This is a genomic window from Mesorhizobium sp. PUT5, assembly GCF_052216645.1.
GTDB lineage: Bacteria > Pseudomonadota > Alphaproteobacteria > Rhizobiales > Rhizobiaceae > Mesorhizobium.
In genome coordinates, this window is sequence record NZ_JBQOSO010000003.1 from 738,492 (window position 1) to 759,556 (window position 21,065).

Annotated in this window: 17 protein-coding genes; 7 read left to right on the forward strand and 10 right to left on the reverse strand. The window is 67.5% G+C overall.

Features of this window, described 5'->3' with window-relative positions:
* The first annotated feature begins 18 nt into the window (after positions 1-18).
* Positions 19-2,391 (forward strand): GumC family protein, encoded by a 2,373-nt coding sequence (locus ACTDI4_RS05070; protein ID WP_442840110.1) that lies wholly within the window; start codon positions 19-21, stop codon positions 2,389-2,391.
* A 23-nt stretch (positions 2,392-2,414) separates the two neighbouring features.
* On the opposite strand, the gene rfbD is transcribed toward ACTDI4_RS05070, so the two are convergent.
* Together rfbD and rfbC are read right to left on the reverse strand one after the other, a co-directional pair.
* Complete coding sequence (rfbD, locus tag ACTDI4_RS05075) at positions 2,415-3,335, reverse strand: dTDP-4-dehydrorhamnose reductase (RefSeq protein ID WP_442840111.1); 921 nt, start codon at positions 3,333-3,335, stop codon at positions 2,415-2,417.
* Positions 3,332-3,877: a dTDP-4-dehydrorhamnose 3,5-epimerase gene (rfbC, locus tag ACTDI4_RS05080; protein WP_442840112.1), complete on the reverse strand. Its 546-nt coding sequence runs from the start codon at positions 3,875-3,877 to the stop codon at positions 3,332-3,334. The genes rfbD and rfbC overlap by 4 nt, the downstream gene beginning before the upstream one ends.
* 183 nt (positions 3,878-4,060) lie before the next feature.
* On the opposite strand from rfbC, the gene ACTDI4_RS05085 reads away from it, so the two are divergent.
* Entirely contained in the window at positions 4,061-5,386 is a 1,326-nt protein-coding gene (locus tag ACTDI4_RS05085) for an ActS/PrrB/RegB family redox-sensitive histidine kinase (RefSeq protein WP_442840113.1), read from the forward strand.
* Positions 5,387-5,460: 74 nt separating this feature from the next.
* Positions 5,461-6,024, forward strand: coding sequence for an ActR/PrrA/RegA family redox response regulator transcription factor (locus ACTDI4_RS05090; RefSeq protein WP_442840114.1), 564 nt, complete (start codon positions 5,461-5,463; stop codon positions 6,022-6,024).
* 37 nt (positions 6,025-6,061) lie between these two features.
* Here the strand turns inward: ACTDI4_RS05090 and ACTDI4_RS05095 are convergent, their stop codons facing one another.
* The 7 genes from ACTDI4_RS05095 to ACTDI4_RS05125 all read right to left on the reverse strand — a co-directional run bounded on the left by ACTDI4_RS05095 (position 6,062) and on the right by ACTDI4_RS05125 (position 12,530).
* The gene (locus tag ACTDI4_RS05095; RefSeq protein ID WP_442840115.1) at positions 6,062-6,562 is read right to left on the reverse strand and encodes an MmcB family DNA repair protein; all 501 of its coding nucleotides are present in this window, start codon (positions 6,560-6,562) and stop codon (positions 6,062-6,064) included.
* A 52-nt stretch (positions 6,563-6,614) separates the two neighbouring features.
* Complete coding sequence (locus ACTDI4_RS05100; RefSeq protein ID WP_442840116.1) at positions 6,615-7,724, reverse strand: DUF1513 domain-containing protein; 1,110 nt, start codon at positions 7,722-7,724, stop codon at positions 6,615-6,617.
* An 11-nt stretch (positions 7,725-7,735) separates the two neighbouring features.
* Entirely contained in the window at positions 7,736-8,809 is a 1,074-nt protein-coding gene (locus ACTDI4_RS05105) for an imelysin family protein (RefSeq protein WP_442840117.1), read from the reverse strand.
* Positions 8,810-10,393 (reverse strand): di-heme oxidoreductase family protein, encoded by a 1,584-nt coding sequence (locus tag ACTDI4_RS05110; protein ID WP_442840118.1) that lies wholly within the window; start codon positions 10,391-10,393, stop codon positions 8,810-8,812. It lies immediately after the preceding gene.
* A 15-nt stretch (positions 10,394-10,408) separates the two neighbouring features.
* On the reverse strand, positions 10,409-10,894 hold the full coding sequence (bfr, locus tag ACTDI4_RS05115) for a bacterioferritin (protein WP_442840119.1): 486 nt from the start codon (positions 10,892-10,894) through the stop codon (positions 10,409-10,411).
* Positions 10,860-11,171, reverse strand: a complete 312-nt coding sequence (locus tag ACTDI4_RS05120) for a (2Fe-2S)-binding protein (RefSeq protein WP_442840120.1) — start codon at positions 11,169-11,171, stop codon at positions 10,860-10,862. Before ACTDI4_RS05120 ends, bfr begins: the two co-directional genes overlap by 35 nt.
* An 81-nt stretch (positions 11,172-11,252) precedes the next feature.
* Positions 11,253-12,530, reverse strand: coding sequence for an imelysin family protein (locus ACTDI4_RS05125; protein ID WP_442843269.1), 1,278 nt, complete (start codon positions 12,528-12,530; stop codon positions 11,253-11,255).
* Positions 12,531-12,950: 420 nt separating this feature from the next.
* On the opposite strand from ACTDI4_RS05125, the gene ACTDI4_RS05130 reads away from it, so the two are divergent.
* Positions 12,951-14,204, forward strand: a complete 1,254-nt coding sequence (locus ACTDI4_RS05130; RefSeq protein ID WP_442840121.1) for an NAD(P)/FAD-dependent oxidoreductase — start codon at positions 12,951-12,953, stop codon at positions 14,202-14,204.
* A 39-nt stretch (positions 14,205-14,243) separates the two neighbouring features.
* On the opposite strand, the gene ACTDI4_RS05135 is transcribed toward ACTDI4_RS05130, so the two are convergent.
* Positions 14,244-15,521, reverse strand: coding sequence for a 4-aminobutyrate--2-oxoglutarate transaminase (locus tag ACTDI4_RS05135; RefSeq protein ID WP_442840122.1), 1,278 nt, complete (start codon positions 15,519-15,521; stop codon positions 14,244-14,246).
* Positions 15,522-15,849: 328 nt separating this feature from the next.
* On the opposite strand from ACTDI4_RS05135, the gene ACTDI4_RS05140 reads away from it, so the two are divergent.
* Genes ACTDI4_RS05140 through ACTDI4_RS05150 form a run of 3 tightly spaced genes read left to right on the forward strand, consistent with a single transcriptional unit; the run spans position 15,850 to position 21,058 of the window.
* On the forward strand, positions 15,850-16,890 hold the full coding sequence (locus ACTDI4_RS05140; RefSeq protein WP_442843270.1) for an efflux RND transporter periplasmic adaptor subunit: 1,041 nt from the start codon (positions 15,850-15,852) through the stop codon (positions 16,888-16,890).
* The gene (locus ACTDI4_RS05145; RefSeq protein ID WP_442840123.1) at positions 16,887-17,966 is read left to right on the forward strand and encodes an efflux RND transporter periplasmic adaptor subunit; all 1,080 of its coding nucleotides are present in this window, start codon (positions 16,887-16,889) and stop codon (positions 17,964-17,966) included. The genes ACTDI4_RS05140 and ACTDI4_RS05145 overlap by 4 nt, the downstream gene beginning before the upstream one ends.
* Positions 17,963-21,058 (forward strand): efflux RND transporter permease subunit, encoded by a 3,096-nt coding sequence (locus ACTDI4_RS05150; RefSeq protein ID WP_442840124.1) that lies wholly within the window; start codon positions 17,963-17,965, stop codon positions 21,056-21,058. Before ACTDI4_RS05145 ends, ACTDI4_RS05150 begins: the two co-directional genes overlap by 4 nt.
* Positions 21,059-21,065: the final 7 nt, after the last annotated feature.

Consider the following 21,065-nt stretch of genomic DNA (forward strand, 5'->3'; position numbering starts at 1 on the left):
CCCGCGAGGCGGTCCGAAATGAGAGGCATGGGCATGATCGGCCATCATCGCCATAGCCCGGCACGATATGGGGCGAGCACCGTGCCCGTGCCGGCCGGTGCGCATGAGGAACCGCGGCTTCCCGCACAGGAGCATGCCTGGGAACCGCTCGCGCAGGACGCGGGTGGCGATCTCCTGCGTCTGCTTGCCTATGTGGTCCGCTATCGCCGGCTTCTGGTCATGCTGATGGCGGCGGGCCTGGCAGGCTCGCTTGCCGTCACCATGATGATGGTCCCGAAATACAGGGCCACCGCGCAACTGGAAGTGCTGGTTCCTTCCGCCCGCGTCTTCCAGGACATCGAGGTCACCTCCGAGACCGGCGACCTGCGCGCCTTCCTGACGGCGCGGGAGAAGCTGACGAGCCGCTCCCTGGCGCACCGCGTCGTGCTCGAACTGGGCCTCGGCGACCGCGAGGATTTCCTGTTCGCCGGCACCGGCTTTCTTCCCTTCGACATCGTTGTCCGTGTCGTCGGCCGGTGGGGCGGCACGCAAGTCGCCGCCTATTCCCCGCAGGAGCGCATGCGCCTGGCCGTGGACCGGCTTTTGGCGAACCTGACGGTCAGCCTCATTCCGGGCACCAGCCTGCTCTCCATCACCTATGCGGACCGGCGCCCCGAATACGCCCGCGACATCGCCAACCAGATGGCGCAAGGCTTCATCGACCAGCGTGTCGACCGTGCCGGCGACACCTCCGAACAGGCGCGCAAGTTCATGCAGGGGCAGGTTGAGCAGGTCAAGGAGCGCCTGCAACGCTCCGAGGAGGCGCTACTCGACTATGCCAGGAAGGCGGGCATCGCGGTGACGGGAAGCGGCGATTCCCTGATCGCGGCAAACCTTGCCGACATCAACAAGGCGCTTGCCGGGGCGATCCAGGAAAGCCTGGACTATGGCCGCCTCGTCCAGCAGATCGACGCCGGCCAGGGAGCGGGTCTGCAGCAGGTGCTCGAGAGCGAGGGCCTTGAAAGGCTGCGCGGCAGGCTCGCCGAACTAAATGCCGACTATCGGCAGAAGCTGGTCCTGTTCAAGCCGGGGTTCCCGGAAATGCAGCAGCTTCGCTCCCAGATGCGCGAACTGGAAAAACAGGTGGACCTGGGCGTCCAGGCCATCACCGGCTCGATCCGCCTCAAGCACCGCGAGACGGTCGCCAAGGTGGAAGACCTGAAGCGGAAGCTGTCGGAACTGGAAGTCGAGCAGGCAGCTTATCAGGACAAGAACATCCGCTACACCATCCTGAAGCGCGAGGTCGATTCCAACCGGGCGCAATATGAAAGCCTCGTGTCCAAGCTGAATGAAGTGGCCGTCGGTTCGGAATTGAAGAGCCGGAACGCGGCCATTGCCGATCCGGCCGTGCTTCCCCTGCTGGCCTATTCGCCTTGGCTGCCGCTTAACCTGGCCATCGGGCTGGCGCTTTCCCTGCTATCGGGCGCGGCAGCCATCTACCTGCTTGAACTGCTTGGCAATACCTTCACCACCCCCGAGCAGGTGGAAAAGGAACTGCGGCTGCCGATCCTCGGTATCCATCCGGCGATCGAGGAAGGCGAATTCGGCCAGGCCGCCAGGGACCCGCAATCGGCATTGTCGAATTCCTACAGGTCGCTCGGCACCTCGCTCCAGTTCTCCGGGGAACACGGCGCGCCGCGCATCCTGCTCGTCACGAGTTCGGAGCCGTCGGAAGGCAAGTCGACCACCATCTTCAGGCTGGCGGAAGACTTCGCCGCGCTCGGCGCCAGCGTGCTGGTGATCGACGCGGATCTGCGCAAGCCGACGCTGCACCGCGCCTTCGGGGTCGGCAACACCATCGGTCTGAGCAACGTGCTGACCAGAACCGTCACGCGGGTAGACATGCCCAGGCTCATCAAGCCGGCAAGGGCGAATGTGGATATCATGACTGCCGGCAGGATTCCGCCCAGCCCCGCCGATCTGTTGTCTTCCCCCCGGATGGGGTTGATGCTGCAGCGGCTCTCCCGGCGCTACGACATCGTGCTGATCGACTCCCCGCCCGTCGGCGGCCTGCCGGACGCTCCCATCCTCGCCCGGCTGGCCGAAGCCACGCTTTTCGTCGTGTCGTTCCACCAGGTGCCGCGCAAGGCGGCGCGTGCGGCGCTCAGGCGCGTCAGGGCCGCCGGCGCGAATGTGGCGGGCGCGGCCTTCACCCGGTTTCCGGTCCACGCGCCCGGCTACGACTACAGATATCTCAATTCCGGCCATGGCGAGAACGCTTGGGACATGTCGGAGACGGCCCGCGATCCGGTCCTGTCGGCGCATGGCGGGGCATCGCCATTCGTTTCGGTGCCGGACCGCATGGTCGACGATCTTCGCAGCATCAGCAATCGCATCAGGCCGGCACCTTGAAGAAGCGGCGCCCGTCGGCGCCTTCATTCGGACCGGGTTGCTGTCCTGGCACCGAGACACGCTTCGATAGCGGACGGCACGGATGCGCGCCAGTGCGGCAGGCACACGCCGTGCCGTTCCAGCACCTTCGTGCAGTCCAGTCGGGAATTGGCCGGCCTGGCTGCGGGTGTCGGGTATTGCGCGGTGGTGATGCGCTCCACCATGGCAAACGGCCCGCCCGACAGCCGCGAGCAACGGAAAATCTCCTCGGCGAAGTCGGCCCAGCTCGCATTGCCGCCGGCGGTCACATGGAAGACGCCGCGCATGGCGGGATCGTTGTCGTCCATCAGATTTTGTGCGATCGCCAGGATCGCGTCGGCCAGGTCGAGCGTGGAGGTCGGGTTGCCGTACTGGTCGCCGACGACGCGCACGCCATCCCGGTCCTGCGCCAGCCGCAGCATGGTCTTGAGGAAATTGTGCCCGAACGGGCCATACAACCACGCCGTGCGCAGGATGGCATGGTTCGCCGTTTCCCGGGCGACTGCCGCTTCGCCCAGCAGTTTCGAGCGGCCGTAGGCGCCGAGCGGCGCGGCCGCATCGCCCTCCACGTAGGGCGCCGGCTTCGTGCCGTCGAAGACATAGTCGGTGGACAGGTGGATGACAGGCACCCCGAGGGCGGCGGCGGCTTTGGCGACCTCGCCGGGCGCTGCCGCGTTGACCAGCGTCGCCACGTCCTCCTCCTGCTCGGCGCGGTCCACCGCCGTGTAGGCCGCGGCAGAGACGACGAGGTCGGGGCGCAACCCGGCCATGACGGAGGCGATCGTGTCGGGGCGGGCGAGGTCGAGTTCCGGCCGTCCGGCGGCGACGATCTCGAATTCGCTCCGCAGGCTGCCCCGTTCGCGCAGCGAGCGGACGACCTGGCCGTCGCGGCCCGTCACCAGGATGCGCCGGCGCGCGCGCGTCATCCGGGCAGCCCGGACAGTTCCGGCAGTGCCCTGTCCTTGTCGGAAAGGGTGGCGCGGCCCGGCTCCACCGGCCAGGAGATGCCGAGCCCTGGATCGCACCACGATATCCCGCGTTCGTGCTCCTTGCTGTAATAGTCCGTCACCTTGTAGGCGACGAGCGTATATGGCGCGAGGGTGCAGAAGCCATGCGCGAAACCGGGCGGCACCCAGAGCTGGAGGCCGTTGTCCGAACTCAGCTCGACGGCGACATGGCGGCCGAAGCCTGGAGACCCCGGCCTTATGTCGACCGCCACGTCGAGCAACGCGCCGGCAAGGCAGCTTACCAGCTTTCCCTGCGCCTTCGGCTCGACCTGGAAATGCAGGCCGCGCACGGTGCCCGCCTCGACGGACAGCGACTGGTTGTCCTGCACGAAGTCATAGGCGCCGCATTTTTCCCGGAACAGGTCGCGGCGGAAGGTCTCGGCGAAATGGCCGCGGCCGTCGCCGATCCGCTTCGGCGCGATGACGATCACCCCATCAATGTCGGTCTCGATGAAGTCCATCCGCCACCCTCGGCCATTCGGGGCGCGACCGGCGTGTCGCGGCCCTTGTGCCACCCACTGCCAACGTTATCCGGCGGCGGGGGGACCTGTCACGTCCATCGCGGCTCATTCGATGTAGGTAGCGGGCAGGCCGGGCAAACGACATCTGGCGCGATGCGGCCGGCCGCGTTAAATGCTGGTGCCATGATAGCCCTTCAGCGTTCGCCCGACGTCCAGCAGAGCCACCGGCTGCGGCTCAACACGCTGATCCGTCTGCGCTGGCTCGCCATCATCGGCCAGAGCGTCACCGTGCTGGTGGTGGCCTACGGGCTGCGGTTCCCGCTGCCTGTCGGCCCGTGCTTCGCGCTGATCGCCTGCTCGGCCTGGATGAATCTTCTCCTGGCTTTCCGCTACCCTGCGGCGCACCGGCTCACGCCCTGGGCGGCGATGGGCATTCTGGTGTTCGACAGCATCCAGCTTGCCGGCCTGCTCTACATGACGGGCGGCCTGACCAATCCGTTCTCGCTTCTGCTCACCGTGCCGGTGGTCATTTCGGCGACCTCCCTGCCGCTGGTGCTGACCGCACTGCTCGGCGTGATGGTGATGGCCGCCGCCTCGCTGCTGGCCTTCTTCCACCTGCCGCTGCCCTGGTATGAGGGCAACGAGCTTGCCATGCCCTTCATCTATGTCGGCGGCATCTGGATGGCGGTGCTGTCGTCCATCGCCTTCACCGGCATCTACGCTTTCCGGGTCGCCAAGGAAGCGCGGCTGCTGGCCAACGCGCTGGCGGCGACCGAACTGGTGCTGCAGCGCGAGCAGCACCTTTCGGCGCTGGACGGACTGGCCGCGGCCGCCGCGCATGAGCTCGGCACCCCGCTGGCCACCATCACTCTGGTCGCGCGCGAGATGGAGAAGGCGCTGGGCGACGATCCGAAATTCCGCGACGACGTCACCCTGCTGCGCAGCCAGAGCGAGCGCTGCCGCGAGATCCTGAAGCGCCTGACCAGCCTGTCCTCCGAGGGCGAGGCGCATCTGGCGCGCCTGCCGCTGACCTCGCTGGTGGAGGAGGTGATCGCCCCGCACCGCGATTTCGGCATCCGCATCGAGTTGAAGGCCGGCGAGCGGATCGGGCCGGAGCCTGTCGGGCGCCGCAATGCCGGCGTCATCTACGGGCTCGGCAACCTGGTCGAGAACGCCGTCGATTTCGCCCGCTCGGCGGTGACCGTGCGCTGGAGCTGGAATGACGACCGCGTCACATTCACCGTCAGCGACGACGGCCCCGGCTTCCCGCCGGAGATACTCGACCGCATCGGAGAACCCTACATGTCGACGCGCCAGCATGCCGGGCGCGGCGGCGGCCTGGGGCTCGGCATGTTCATCGCCAAGACCTTGCTGGAGCGCTCCGGCGCCACGATCGAGTTCCGCAATTCCAGCGGGCCGGGCGAGGGCGCCGTGGTCGCGGTCGCCTGGCAGCGCGAGATATTCCTCAATCCGGAGGCAGCCGCCGGGGTGGCTTTCGACACCGCCTGAGCCCTGGCGAATTGCACAAGGCGATCAAATGACTATATCTGGATCATAGTTCAAAGAGCAGGGATTTCGGGAAAATGAGCGGCGAAGAGGCCGGCAACGGCATGGTGACGGGAGATGACACCTCGCTTCTGATCGTCGAGGACGACAAGCCTTTTCTCACCCGGCTGGCGCGCGCCATGGAAACCCGCGGCTTCGTGGTCGACACGGCCGAGAGCGTCGAGGAGGCGGTGGGCAAGGCCCGCGCCCACCCGCCGGCCTATGCCGTGGTTGACATGCGGCTTGGCGACGGCAACGGGCTAGACGTGGTCGCCGCCATCCGCGAGAAGCGGGCGGACGCCCGCACCGTCATCCTGACCGGCTACGGCAACATCGCCACCGCGGTGACGGCGGTGAAGCTCGGCGCGGTCGACTATCTTTCCAAGCCCGCCGACGCCGACGACATCTTCGCGGCGCTGACCCGCACCACCGGCGAGCGCGCCGCGCCGCCGGAAAACCCCATGTCGGCGGACCGCGTGCGCTGGGAGCATATTCAGCGCGTCTACGAGATGTGCGAACGCAACGTCTCGGAAACCGCGCGCCGGCTCAACATGCATCGCCGCACCCTGCAGCGCATCCTCGCCAAGCGCGCCCCGCGCTGATTGGAGCGATCGGATACGGCGGTTCCAACCGCCTTTCCTACTCGCTCTCCCCCTCCAGCGGAGACACCGGCACCCCGGCCAGTTCGGCCGCCAGCAGGCGTGCCGCGCCTGCGCGCGCGATCCGCAGCATCAGCGCCTTGCGTGTGGCGGCCGCCATGCGGTGCTCGGGCGCCTCGCGCATGATTTCGGCGCCATAGCCGTCGGAAAGGATGAAGCCGCACTCCTGCGGGAAGATCTCCGCCGGCACGCCGGGATGGGTGGCAAAGAAGAAGCGGTCGGAATGCAGGCGGTAGTCCGGCCATTTGCGGTCGACGCGGAAATCCTCGACCGACGACTTGATCTCGATGATCCAGATGCCGCCCTGACGCGTCAGCGCCACCAGGTCCGCACGGCGCCCGGTGGCTAGCGAGAGTTCCGGCAGCACATGGGCGCCCATTTGGGACAAAAGCCGCTGCACGCCGCGCCGCACCATGAGCGCGCGTTCGGACTGGCGGCCGTCGATCAGCGGGTTGGTGGCGAGAGGCGAAATGATGGGCATGGCCCACAATGGCAGATTTTGTTCACGGTTTGAACCCATGTCTGCCACGAAATCACCCCGGCACGCCGATCCTGAGCAGGTGGTTGTCCCAGACGTAGCCGGGCGCCGAAACGGTCTGGGCGCCCGGCCTTGCGATGGCGCCGGCGCCGCTGGTAGCCATGAAGCCGGCGCGGTCGGGTGCGATGCCGCATACCTCGGTGAGGTCGGTGGCGGAGATCACCCTGCCGCTCGCCGTGTCGAACACGACATAGGAGTTGCCCGCCGGGGAGGACACCGCCATGGTGCCGGCCTCGCGGTTGGCGGCCATGGCGCCGATGTAGTTGTGCAGGCTGTTCAAAGCCTTTTCCGGCATGTCGAGCAGTTCCAGTTCGCCGCCCCGCGCCGCGCGCCCCACCAGCGGTGGCCGGTCGGTGGTAGCCCCCTCATATTGGCAGCTGAACCAGACCGTGTCGGCGCGGTCCACGTCCATGTGGCGGATCGAGAGCTGGTGCAGCTTCGGCGGCAGTTCGTGCTTCTCCATCAGGTCGCCGGAAATGCGGTCGACCAGCACATAGGAGGGCCGCATGGTGGAAAGATTGAGCTTGGCCTTGCCGAAGTCCGGATGCGTCTCGATGCCGCCGTTGGCGATGGCCAGCGTGGCGCCGTCGCCGGTCAGCAGCAATTCGTGCGGGCCGACGCCATGGGTGGAAAATTCGCCGACACGGCGGAAGCCGTCGCGGGCGTCATAGACGCCGACCATGCCGGCTGCGTTGTCGAAATCGTTCTCGGTGGCGTAGAGCAGCGCCCCGTCGGGCGAGAACACGCCATGGCCGTAGAAATGCCGCCCTGAAGGGCAGGCGAAGGTGGCCGGGCGCTCGCGCCGCGTGTGGTCGAAGGCGACGGCGATGGTGCCGGGCTTGCGCGGAAACACCACCGCGCGCCGCGACACGGGATCGAAGGTCACGTCGTGGCCGCGGTCGGGCAGGTCTATCGTGTAGAGCAGCTTGCCTTCCTCGGAAAGCACGGCCGCGCCATAGCCGCCGCCGTGCCGCACATAGGCGGTGGCGAAGACCGCATCGGCATCGAGAGCCGCCGCCCAGGCCGAAGGTGCCATCGCAGCGGCGAAGCCGGCGCCGGCGGCCTTGAGGAAATCGCGGCGATCGATGAGCGGCGTCCTGCCCATGGGTTCCGGCCTCAGTCTCCGTCCAGCGACGAGAAGCCCGCCGTCAGGCCGAACGCGGCGGTAAGCCGCGTGCCGAACAGGTTGGACAGGCTGCTGGTGATGAGCGAGAAATGTTCGAGCAGCGCGCGGCGCTCGGGGTTGCCCAGCACCGCTTCGATCGGGCCGACAGCCTGCCGGGCCGTGTCCGCGCCGTTGACGAGCTGGATGTGGATGGACTCCGCGATCCAGCGGTCTTTCTCCGGCAGCGCCTCGCCCAGCTTCGAGGCCTGGAACAGCGCGTCCATGCCGGCAAGGTTTGCAGCGAGAGACCTGGCGGTATTGTCCGAGCGCCAGTAGATCGCCAGCCGCGGCTTGTCCGCATCGGCCTGCCTGCCGAGAAAGCCCTTCACGCGCACGTCGCGGACGATGTCCAGCCCTTCGATGAAGGCCCCCACCAGTTCGGTCACCGCCTCGTTGCCGTCGCGGTAGATGGCGTTGTCCGGTCCGGGCGTCGCCCAGGTGGCGGCAAAGCCGTCCGGCTCGTCCCATTCCCGGGCGACTTCGGTGGCTATGCGTTCGATGTTGCCGGCCACGGCCTGCCCGTAAGCGCAGCGATAAGGATCGCCGGCGGCGGCCAACTGGTCGGCGCCGGTGCCGTAGAGCACGAATTCCAGCGCGCCCAATCCCTGCATGGCCACGCTTTTGCGCGCGACACCGGCTGCGTCGGCCGCGCTTTCGTCCTTCGTGGCAATGACAGCCTGCACCTGGCGCAGGCCGATGCCCTTGCGGTCCGGCCAGAACAGCAGGCGATCCAGCCGGTTGTCCTGCGTGATCGGGCCGAAGCGGATGATCTCCGCACGCGACCAGGCTTCCACCAGCCCGGAAAACCGCGCGCGCGCCGTCTCGACATGTTCCGGCGAAGGGGCCTCGCACAGGCTCTTCATGGCGCCCGACATGCTGGCGGCGCGGTCGCGCAGGCCGGCATAGGCCGGCCGCACGAAGCCGTCGACGGCGCGCGCAATGACGTCGGAGGCCTTGACCGCCGCCGGGGCCGGCTGGACCAGGGCAAGCGGCAGGGCAAGTGCAAGCACAAGGCGGCGAAGCATCTAGAGCGACTCCAGGAATTTGACGAGCGCCGCGCGCTCGGCGGCATCCGCCGCGGCGAAGCGGTCGCGCGCGGCTTGCGCCTCGCCGCCGTGCCACAGGATCGCCTCGGTCAGGTTGCGCGCGCGCCCGTCATGCAGGAAGAAGGTGTGGCCGTTGACGGTTCTGGTCAGGCCGATGCCCCATAGCGGCGGCGTGCGCCATTCGCTGCCCGTGGCGTCGCCCACCGGCTGCCCGTCGGCGAGGCCTTCGCCCATGTCGTGCAGCAAAAAGTCTGAATAGGGCCAGATGAGCTGGAAGGACTGCGCCTTGTTGGGCGCGTCGCGGCGGGTGACGAATTTCGGTGTGTGGCACGAAACGCAGCCCAGTTCGTAAAACACCTTCTTGCCGGCCAGCACGTCCGGCTTGTCGGCGCCGCGGCGGGCCGGCACGGCCAGGTTCTGCGAATAGAAGGTGACGAGATCCATCACCGGCGGCGGCGCCTCGGTGTCGCCCAGCCGCTCTTGCACGCCGGTCGGCATGGCAAGGCACGCCGCCTGGGCCGGCGTGCAGTCGCCCCAATGACGCGGCGCCTCGGGCGACGAGATGCCGATGTCGCCCGCCAGCGCGTCGGCCGACTGCTGGCGGATCGACGGCTGCTGCGCCTTCCAGCCGAAGCGGCCGAGCGTCAACTGCCCCGTCTCGAGGTCGCGCACGATGTTGGGACGGCCGGAAATGCCGTCGCCATCCCGGTCGTCGGGGTCTGAACGGGCCAGTATGTCGGCGGGATGGATCTGCTCGACCAGGCCCAGTCCGATCATGGGGTTGGCGACGCGCGGCGACAACGTGATGCGCGGATCGAGCGGGCCATAGGCAAGGTCATCGATCGAATAGGTCGGCTGGCGCAGCGAGACCACGGTGCCGTCGCCCAGCGTGACGGGCTTTTCTTCATAGGCGATCTTCATCCGGCCTTCGCCGGCCAGGCCGGGCACGGCGAGGTCCTGCAACTGCGTGCCGTAGACGGGGTCCGGGAAGTTCAGCGCCTTGCGCTCGGCCAGCTCGGTCTTCTCCTCCTCGGTGGCCGCTTCGCGCGCCAGCCGCAGGAACATGGAGGTGGCGTCCGCGCTGTCTTCCGGCGGATGGCCGCGCCCGTCCTTCAGGTGGCAGCTCTGGCAGGCGCGCGCATTGAACAATGGCCCCAGCCCGTCGGAAGCCTGGGTGGAGGAGGGCGACGACACCCAGTTCTTGCGGAAGATGGCGTTGCCGAGCTTGAAGGTCGCTTCTTCCTCGAAGGTGATGTTGGCCGAGGATTGCGAGAAGGAATCGGCGTTGACGCGCTTCTTCGAGGTGCCGGCGCCGCCCTGCATGGTCTCGAACTGCTCGGCCCTGCCGAAATCTGAGGCGGGCCTGGTGATTGCCTCGACGCGGGCAAGGTCCTTCGGCGTGAGGTCGCCGCGTTTCGTCGCCAGCCCCGGCGTGTCGAGGTCGCCGGCCGGGGCAAGGGCCGGCAGCAGCGCCAGCACGGCTGCAAGGGCTGCGAGCCGGTATGTTCTTGTGCCGGGACGGCCGGAATGCGCGCGGCGCAGATGCCTTAAAATGCGCCGCATGCCCGCATGTCCCGCTCAGTCCACTTCGTTGGCGGGCGCCGCGTTGAGCTGGCCGTATTTCTCCTCGCCGATGGAGGCGAGCAGGTCGAGCTGCGTCTCGAGGAAGTCGATATGGCCTTCCTCGTCGGCGAGCAGCTCCTCGAACAGCTTCATGGTGACGTAGTCGCCCAGTTCGTTGCAGATCTCGCGCGAGCGCTTGTAGGACGTGCGCGCGTCATATTCGCCGGCCAGGTCCGATTCCAGCACTTCCTTGACGTTCTGGCCGATGCGCAGCGGCGCCACCGATTGCAGGTTCGGATGGCCTTCGAGGAAGATGATGCGGGCCACCAGCTTGTCCGCGTGGTGCATCTCCTCGATGGATTCCTCGCGCTCCTTCTTCGCCAGCTTCTCGTATCCCCAGTCTTCCAGCAGGCGGTAATGCACCCAGTACTGGTTCACGGCGCCAAGTTCGAGGAAGAGGGCCTCGTTAAGCCGCTCGATGACCTGTGGCTCGCCTTTCATTGAACTTCCTCCCAAATTGATCGCGCAGGGACCTGACGCGATCGAGGTGCAAAACGATATCCGTCCCACCCGCCTGCGAACGGACGTGATATTCCTCGGTGACCCGAATGATCGTTTCCACCACATTTGGGAAGCAGCCGCAACAGCGGCCGCGCTTCTTCATCGCATGATAAATCTTTGCAGGCACGATGAGCTGCCACGGATCCTCGTCGAGCAGCCCGATGATCGTCTGCTCGATTTCCTTTTCGGTGATGATGTTGCAGTGGCAGATCAGCATGTCGTGCTCTGGATGGCTGGCGGCGCGCGCTCCGGCTCCGCCCGGCTTTCTGGTCCCATTCCCGGTGGGCTTAAAAGGCCCCTATTTGAAGACCTCGCCGGGCGCATCGAGGCTGTCGGAGCCCTCGAAGGCGATGGCGTCGAGCTTCAGCGCGCCGACCACGCGCTCGATCGACTTGGTCTGGTCGACCAGCGCGTCGATCGCAGCCTGCACGGTGGCGTTGCCTTCCGCGTTGCCCTCGCCGATCTGCTGGTCGTAGGCTTCGCCGGCATCGGCACGCGCCTTGATGGCTTCCATCCTGGCCACGGAGGCGTCGAGCTTGGCCGCCATTTCCTGATCGAGCGCGGGATCGATTTCCTTGACCATGTCGGACAGCGACGGGCCCGAGACTTCCGTGCCGTCAAGGCGCTTGTAGCTGGCGTGATAGGCGGCGCGGATGCCGACCGCGTCTTCCAGATGCGACATGTGGGTGTTGTCGGAGAAGCAGTCGTGCTCCTCCTCGGGGTCGTGCAGCAGCAGGCCGAGCTTCATGCGCTCGCCGGCCAGTTCGCCGTAGGAGAGCGAGCCCATGCCGGTGAGGATGGCCGAAATCCCGGCTTTGGCATCTTCGTCCATCAGCACCTTGCGCGCGGCGCCGTCTTCCTGCCAGTTGCCCACCATTTCCTCGAGGTCGGAAACCAGAAGGTCGCTGGCCGATTTCAGATATTGCGCGCGGCGGTCGCAATTGCCGCCGGTGCAGTTGGCGGCGTCGTAGTCCGTATAGGGACGGTTGCCGGCTCCGGGGCCGGTGCCGTTGAGATCCTGTCCCCAGAGCAGGAATTCGATGGCATGGTAGCCGGTGGCCACATTGGCCTCGATGTCGCCGGCTTCCTGCAAGGTGCCGGAGAGGAACTCGGGCGAAAGGTTCGAGGCGTCGATGTCTTTGCCGTCGATCTTGATCGTCTTGTTGGCGATGACATTGGCCGTGTAGAGCGAATTCTCTTCCGATTCCGTACCGTAGCCGGCATCGACATAGTCGATCAGGCCTTCGTCCAGCGGCCACGCGTTCACGCGGCCCTCCCAGTCGTCGACGATCGGGTTGCCGAAGCGGTAGACCTCGGTCTGCTGGTAGGGGATGCGCGCCGCCTTCCAGGCGTCGCGGGCGGCTGCGAGCGTCTCTTGCGACGGCTTGGCGATCAGCGCGTCCACGGCGGCGTCCAGCGCCTTGGCCGTGGCCAGTGAATCCTCGTATTTGGCAAGGGCAATGTCGGCGTAGGTCTTGACCACTGCCTTGGGGTCTGTCTCGGCCTTGGCCGGGAGCACGAAGGCGGCCGCCGTGAGCGCGGCGGTGGCGGCCAGCGCGGCCAGCCTGCTTTTCAGCCGGACGGGGCGGCGGCGCAGGCAAGAAGTCGTCAGGCGGGAATGGCCGGAAAGAAACACCGAAATGCCTCCAATCGAAAGGGTTCAAGGCCCAGACATTAAAGGAAAACGCCCGATGGCGCAGGAATTCCATAAAGCGGGCGCGGTTGGGAAAGTCAACTGAATTCGTCAGGAAAACGCAATCGAAACAATAGTTTAGAATAATTCTAAACTATTGGAGTCAGGTTATTCCGGTCATTCTCGTGCCGCACGGACTTGGGGCCGCACCATGGAACAAGCAGGCCGGGCCCTGCTGGCGCATTGACATGGAACTGTTTCGGATGCGACCCGGGTGAACCCTCTTGCGGCGGAGCCGGGCAATCGCCACTTCGCAGGCGGGGGTAGGTTCAAGTCCCTGGAATGCCTTGAAAGCGGGTGACCATGAAGAACGGTGTCGTGATTGTCGGAGCCGGCCATGGCGGGGTGCAGGCCGCCGCCAGCCTGCGCGAAGAGGGCTATGACGGCCCTGTGATCCTGCTTGGCGAGGAGGCGGAGCTGCCCTATCACAAGCCGCCGCTGTCCAAGACCTTCATCAAGGACGCCGAAGCCAAGCCGCAACCCTTGCGCGGCGAGGCCTTCTACACCGGAAACAATATCGACCTCCGGGCGGGAACCCTTGTCGAGTGCATCGACCTCGCAGCCCGGCGGCTGGAGCTTGCCGGCGGCGGCGCGCTGCCGTTCGACCGCCTGGTGCTGGCCACGGGCTCGCGGCCGCGCGCCTTGCCGCTGCCGGGTGCCGGGCTTGCCGGGGTCGTGTCGCTGCGTTCGCTCGCCGATGCCCGCGTCATCCGTGAAGTGAGCGGCAGGGTCGAGGATGCCGTCATCATCGGCGGCGGCTTCATCGGACTTGAGATCGCGGCCACGCTGCGCGCTGCCGGCCGCAACGTCACCGTGGTCGAGGCTACGGATCGCCTGCTCGGGCGCGCCGTGGCGCCGGTGCTCGCAGCCCATGTGCATCGCCGCCTGGAGGCGATGGGCGTGCAGGTGCTGACCGGCACGACCGTGGCGCGGCTGGATGAGGAGGGCGGTCATGTTGCGGCCGCCGTGCTGGCCTCGGGGGAGCGGCTGCCGGCCCAGCTCGTCGTCATCGGCATCGGCGTGGTGCCCAATGTCGAATTGGCGCAGGCCGCCGGGCTGGCCGTCGCGAACGGCATCAAGGTGGACCCTCGGATGCGCACCTCCGCCGAGCAGATATTGGCGGTGGGCGACGCGGTGAACTACCGGCACTGGTTCACCGGCGCGGACGTGCGCCTGGAATCGGTGCAGAACGCCACCGATCAGGCCAGGCTAGCCGCGCGCACCATCCTGGGCCACGAGGACACCTATGCAGCGGTGCCCTGGTTCTGGTCCGACATAGGCGACATGAAGCTGCAGATGGTGGGATTGGCGCTCGGCGGCGACCGCCATGTCGTGACCGGCGATGCGGCGGAAAACAGGTTCTCCGTCTACCACTATGCCGGCGACAGGCTGATCGCGATCGAGTCCGTCAACCGCCCTGGCGATCACATGCTCGGCCGCAAGATGCTGGGGGCAGGGTTCTCGCCCGCCCCCGGGCTGGCCGTGGCCGGACCCGAGGCGCTCAAGGCCGCCTTTGCCGAATTCCAGCAGGGCAATCCCGCCGCCGCGACGGGGTGACCGGCGCCGGGCCGCGCCGCGGCCCGGACCGTTGCGGCCTCAGGCTGTCCGCGCCTCGCGGATCGAGGCTTCGAGGATGTCGAGCGCCTCGGTCATGACATTGTCCTGGATGGTGATGGGCGCCAGGAAGCGGATGACATTGGCATAGACGCCGCAGGTGAGCAGGATCAGCCCCTTGTCCAGCGCCTTCAGCCGCACGGCGTTGGCGAATTCGGGCGAGGGGAGCTTCTTCGTGGCGTCGTTGAACTCCACCGCGTTCATGAAGCCGGGGCCACGGATTTCGACGATCTCGGGCACGTCGTCGCGCAGCGACACCAGCCGCTGCTTCAGCCGCGATCCGAGCGTTTCGGCGCGCTCGCACAGCTTCTCCTCCTCGATCACATCGAGCACGGCGTGCGCGGCCGCGATGCCGAGCGGATTGCCGGCATAGGTGCCGCCCAGCCCGCCCGGATTGGGCGAATCCATCAGCTCGGCGCGGCCGGTGACGGCCGAGAGCGGGAAACCGCCCGCCAGGCTCTTGGCCATGGTGGTGATGTCGGGCGCCACGTCGTGATGCTCCATGGCGAACATCTTGCCGGTGCGGGCAAAGCCGGTCTGCACCTCGTCGGCAATCAGCAGGATGCCGTGCTGGTCGCAGATCCTGCGCAAGGCCGACACGAAGTCGCGCGGCGCCTCGTAGAAGCCTCCTTCGCCCTGCACCGGCTCCAGGATGATGGCCGCCACGCGGGCCGGATCGACGTCGGCCTTGAACAGCTTGTCCAGTGCCGCCAGCGAGTCGGCCACCGACACGCCGTGCAACTCGACCGGGAACGGCGCATGGAAGACGTCGCCCGGCATGGCGCCGAAGCCGGCCTTGTAGGGCTGCACCTTGCCGGTCAGCGCCATGCCCATGAAGGTGCGGCCGTGGAAGGCGCCGGTGAAGGCGATGACGGCCTGGCGGCCGGTGGCGTGGCGGGCGATCTTGACGGCGTTCTCGACCGCTTCCGCGCCGGTGGTGGCGAAGATGGTCTTCTTCTCGAACCTGCCCGGCAGCATGGCGTTCAAACGCTCGGCCAGATGCACGTAGTTCTCATAGGGCACGACCTGGTGGCAGGTGTGGGTGAAGCGGTCGAGCTGGGCCTTAACCGCCTCGATCACCTTTGGGTGGCGGTGGCCGGTGTTGACGACGGCGATGCCGCCGGCGAAGTCGATGTAGCGGCGCCCTTCGACGTCCCAGATCTCGGAATTCTCGGCGCGGTCGGCGTAGATCTGCGTCGTCATGCCGACGCCGCGCGAGATCGCATGGTTCTTGCGCTCGGAAATGGCGGAATTCTTCACGGTGCTTCTCCTCCGGCCTGCCTGCCCAGTTTCCGGCGGCCTTCGGTTGGTTGTCGCGCGATTTCGCGCAATGCTCAAGCCGTCACTGCGGCAAGACGGTTGGGCCTGTCGTCTCTGCAAAAGCCGGTTTCAATTTTTGCGCGAGACGGTATCCTGAGTCCCGTCTGTTTCGCCTTGTTCGAGGAAATTGCGGAGGCAGGGGGCGATGCGGAGGAAAGCGAGCAGGTCAGGTAAAGTGCGACCATCAGTGCCGTCGAAACCCGCTTCCCGTCCTTTCCCGAACGCGTTTTTCCGTCGTGCCGGCGCTGCCTGCTTCGGCGCTGCGGCGCTGGCGCTGCTGGCCGGCTGCCAGAAGCAGGAGGCGGCGGCTGCCCGGCAGCCGGTGCTGGTGACCGTCGCCAAGGTCGAGATTTCTGTATACGCGCCGAGAACCTCGCTCACCGGCGTCATCGCGGCCCGCACGCTGAACAACCTCGCCTTCCGCGTCGGCGGCCGCGTCGCCGAGCGGCTGGTGGACGTCGGCCAGCATGTCGAGACGGGCGACGTGCTGGCCCGCATCGATCCGCAGGAACAGGAATCCGACCTGCGCTCGGCCCAGGCCGATCTCGACGCCGCGCAGGCGCAGCTCACCCAGGCCTCCGCCGCCTTCGACCGGCAGAAGACGCTGCTTGCGCAGGGCTTCACCACCCGGCGCGACTACGACCAGGCCGACCAGGGGTTGAAGGTGGCGCAGGGCGGCGTGCAGGCGGCGCAGAGCGCGCTGGCCAATGCCAGGGAAAACCTCGGCTTCACGCAGTTGCGGGCCGCCGCCCCCGGGGTCATCACCGCACGCGCCGTGGAAGCCGGCCAGGTGGTGCAGGCGGCGCAGACCGTCTTCACCGTCGCCGAGGACGGCGACCGTGATGCCGTGTTCAACGTGCAGGAGACGCTGGTGGTCAGGACGCCGCCCGATCCGCCGGTGACGATCGCGCTGGTTTCCGACCCCGCGGTCAAGGCGGCCGGCAAGGTGCGCGAGGTCTCCCCCGCGGTCGACCCGGCTTCCGGCTCCATCCGCGTCAAGGTGGCCATCCCCGGCACGCCGGCGGAAATGCCGCTGGGCGCGGCCGTGATCGGCACGGTCGGTGCCCGCCCGGCGCAGGCCGTCATCCTGCCGTGGCAGGCGCTGACTTCCAGCGAGGGCAGGCCGGCGGTGTGGGTGGTCGATCCCGCCAGCCGCGCGGTTTCGGTGCAGCCCGTCGGGGTGCTCGCCTACGAATCCGGCAACATCGTCATCGACGAGGGGCTCGAGCCCGGCCAGAGCGTGGTGACTGCGGGCGGCCAGTTGCTTATCCCCGGCGAGACGGTGGAGATCGCGGAGACCAGTCCATGAGGCGATCGGCGAGGGGAGGCATTCTTCTGTCGGCGGCGCTGCTGGCGGCCTGCTCGCAGGCGGAGCCGGAAAAGCCGCCCGCGCCCGTGCGGCCGGTCCTGTCGGTCCTGGTCGAGCCGCAGGCCAACCGCATGCAGGGCTTCGTCGGCACGGTGGAGCCGCAGTTCAGCGCCAATCTCTCCTTCCGACTGCTCGGCAGGGTGGTTTCGCGCGACGTCGAGGTCGGCGACCGCGTGCAGCGCGGCGTCACCGTCGCCGCACTGGACCCGACCGCGCTCGACCTTGCCGTGCAGGGCGCGCGGGCGGAGCTTTCCAACGCCGAGGCACAGGCCTCCAACGCCGCCGCCAGCGAGGAGCGGCAGCGCCAGCTCCTGGCCGCCGCCAATGTCTCGCAGGCCGTTTACGACGCCGCCCGCCAGGCCAGTCAGGCGGCCGCCGCAAATGTCGAGCGCGCCAGGGCAGCGCTTGCCAAAGCCGAGGAACAGCTCGGCTATGCCCGCCTGTTCTCCGATTTCGACGGCATCGTCACCGCCGTCGGGGCCGAGGTCGGCCAGACCGTCTCTCCCGGCCAGACCGTGGTGACGGTGGCCCGCTCCGACGCCCGCGAGGCCGTGGTGGACATTCCCGACCAGTTGACGGGCGACCTCAGGCAGGGTGACGAATTCGAAGTGGTGCTGCAATCGCTGCCGTCGGTGCAGGCGAGGGGCAGGCTGCGCGAAATTGCGCCGCAGGCCGACAGCGCCACGCGCACGCGGCGGGTGCGGCTGGCCCTGGTCGAGCCGCCGGACGCCTTCCGGCTGGGTTCCACCGTGACGGCGACGCGCACGACGCCGCAGACCGCGACGATCGAGCTGCCGCTGTCGGCGCTGCTGGAGAAGGACGGCGCCAGCCAGGTCTGGGTCGTCGATCCGCAGACGTCGAGCGTGACCCTGCGCACCGTCGACGTCGCGGCCCGCAACGAGGGCACCTTCACCGTCGCGGGCGGGCTGGAGGCGGGCATGCGGGTCGTCACCGCCGGCGTGCGCAGCCTGAAGGAAGGCCAGAAGGTCAAGCTGCCCGGGGGAGGCGCGAAGTGAAGGGCTTCAACCTCTCCGACTGGGCGCTGTCGCACCGCTCGCTGGTCTGGTACTTCATGCTGGTCTTCGTCGTGGCCGGTGTCTTTTCCTACCTCAATCTCGGCCGCGAGGAAGATCCCTCCTTCACCATCAAGACCATGCTGGTGCAGGTGAACTGGCCGGGCGCCTCGGTGGAGGAGACGGTGCGCCAGGTCACCGACCGCGTCGAGAAGAAGCTGGAGGAACTGGACGCGCTCGACTACACGCGCTCTATCACCACGGCCGGCCGCGCCATCGTCTTCGTCAACCTGAAGGACAACACCAAAGCGCGCGACGTGGCGCCCACCTGGCTCCAGGTGCGCAACATGATCGGCGACATCTGGTATCAGTTCCCCCAAGGGGTGCAGGGCCCGTTCTTCAACGACCGTTTCGGCGACGTCTACGGCAACATCTATGCCTTCACTGCCGACGGCCTGACCCTGCGCCAGCTACGCGACTATGTGGAATATGTGCGCACGCAGGTGCTGACGGTGCCGAACGCCGGCAAGGTGGACCTCGTCGGCGCGCAGGACGAGGCCATCTACCTCGAATTCTCCACCCGCCAGATCGCGGCGCTGGGCATCAACGAGCAGGCCATCGTGGCCAGCCTCCAGGCGCAGAACGCCATCGCGCCCTCCGGCGTGATCCAGTCGGGGCCGGAGCGCATCTCGGTGCGTGTCACCGGCCAGTTCACTTCCGAAGACAGCCTGCGCGCCATCAATCTGCGCATCAACGACCGCTTCTTCCGGCTCAGCGACGTCGCCACCATCAGGCGCGGCTACGTCAACCCGCCCACTTCGCTGTTCCGCTTCGACGGACAGGACGCCATCGGCCTTGCCATAGGCATGAAGCCGAATGCCAACCTGCTGGAGTTCGGCGCCGCGCTCGACGCGAAGATGAACGCGGTGACGGCCAACCTGCCGGTGGGGGTGGGCGTGCACAAGGTGGCCGACCAGCCGGTCATCGTGAAGGAGGCGGTCTCCGGCTTCACGCGCGCGCTGTTCGAGGCGGTCGCCATCGTACTGGCCGTCTCCTTCATCAGCCTCGGCCTGCGCGCCGGCTTCGTGGTGGCGCTGTCGATCCCGCTGGTGCTGGCCATAACCTTCGTGGTGATGGAATATCTCGGCATCTCGCTGCAGCGCGTTTCCCTCGGCGCGCTCATCATTGCGCTCGGTCTGCTGGTGGACGACGCCATGATCGCGGTGGAGATGATGGTGGCCCGGCTGGAGGCGGGAGACCCGCTGCGCAAGGCGGCCACCTATGTCTACACCTCGACCGCCTTTCCCATGCTGACGGGCACGCTGGTGACGGTGGCCGGCTTCATCCCCATCGGCCTCAATTCCAGCCAGGCCGGCGAATACACCTTCACGCTGTTCGTGGTCATCGCCGTCTCGCTCGTCGTGTCGTGGATCGTGGCGGTGCTGTTTGCGCCGCTGCTCGGCGTCACCTTCCTGCCGGCGACCATGCAGGCCCACCACGACCGGCCCGGGCGCTTCACCGCGCTGTTCCGTCGCGTGCTCGTGGGCGCGGTACGCCGGCGCTGGCTGACCATCGGCACGACCGTCGCGGTGTTCCTGCTGTCGCTCGCCGGCATCACGCTGGTGCAGCAGCAGTTCTTCCCGTCTTCCGACCGGCCGGAGCTGATCGTGGACTGGAACCTGCCCCAGAACAGTTCGATCGCCGAGACCAGGGAGCAGATGGAGCGCTTCGAGCGCACGCTGGCCGGCAATCCCGATATCGATCACTGGAGTTCCTATATCGGCCAGGGCGCGGTGCGCTTCGTTCTGACGTTGGACGTGCAGGCGGCCAATCCCTATTTCGGCCAGACGGTCATCGTCACCAAGGACGTGGAGGCGCGCGATCGCGTCAAGGCGCAGATCGGCAAGGTCCTGCGCGAGCAGTTCGTCGGCACCGACACCTTCGTCAAGACGCTGGAACTGGGGCCGCCGGTCGGGCGGCCGTTGCAATACCGGGTCAGCGGGCCGGATATCCAGACGCTGCGCACCATTGCCCAGCGCCTGGCCGGCGTCGTCGCCGCGAATCCGAAGGTCAACGCCCCGACCTTCGACTGGAACGAGCCGGCGCGCGTGCTCAAGGTCGATGTCCTGCAGGACAAGGCGCGCCAGCTCGGCATCACCTCGCAGGACATCGCCTCTGCGCTCAACAGCGTGGTCGGGGGCGTCACCATCACCCAGGTGCGCGATGCCACCTATCTGGTCAATGTCGTGGTGCGCTCCGGCGAGGCCGAGCGCGGTTCCATCGAAACGCTGAAGAACATGCAGCTTCCCACCCCCACGGGCGAATCCATCCCGCTCGCGGCGGTAGCCAATTTCGACTACGCGCTGGAGCAGCCCGTGGTGTGGCGGCGTGGCCGCATTCCCACCATCACCGTGCGGGCGGGGCTGGTGGGCGACACGCTGCCCGACCCGGTGGTGCGCGAGTTGAAGCCTTCGGTCGACGCCTTCGCGGCCACCCTGCCGCCGGGCTATGCGGTGGCCACCGCCGGCTCGGCGGAGGAGAGCGCCAAGAGCCAGGGGCCGATCGCGGCCGTGGTGCCGCTGATGCTGTTCGTCATGGCAACCATCCTCATGGTCCAGCTCCAGAGCTTCCAGCGCCTGTTCCTGGTGGTGGCGGTGGCGCCGCTGGGGCTCATCGGCGTGGTGGCCGCGCTGCTGCCGTCGGGCGCTCCGCTCGGCTTCGTCGCCATTCTGGGAGTGCTGGCGCTGATCGGCATCCTGATCCGCAACTCGGTCATCCTCATCGTGCAGATCGAGGACCATGTGCGCGACGGAGCCGACCGCTGGACGGCGGTGATCGAGGCGTCCGAGCACCGCATGCGGCCCATCGCGCTCACCGCGGCAGCCGCCTCGCTGGCGCTGATCCCGATCGCGCGCGAAGTGTTCTGGGGGCCGATGGCCTATGCCATGATGGGCGGCATCATCGCTGGCACGGCGATCACGCTGCTGTTCCTGCCCGCGCTCTACGTCGCCTGGTTCAGGCTCAGGGAGCCAGAGGGCGAGGGCGGCGACCACGGCGTCGCGCCGGCTGCTCGGCCTCCGGCGGCCGCGCCCTGACGAGGCC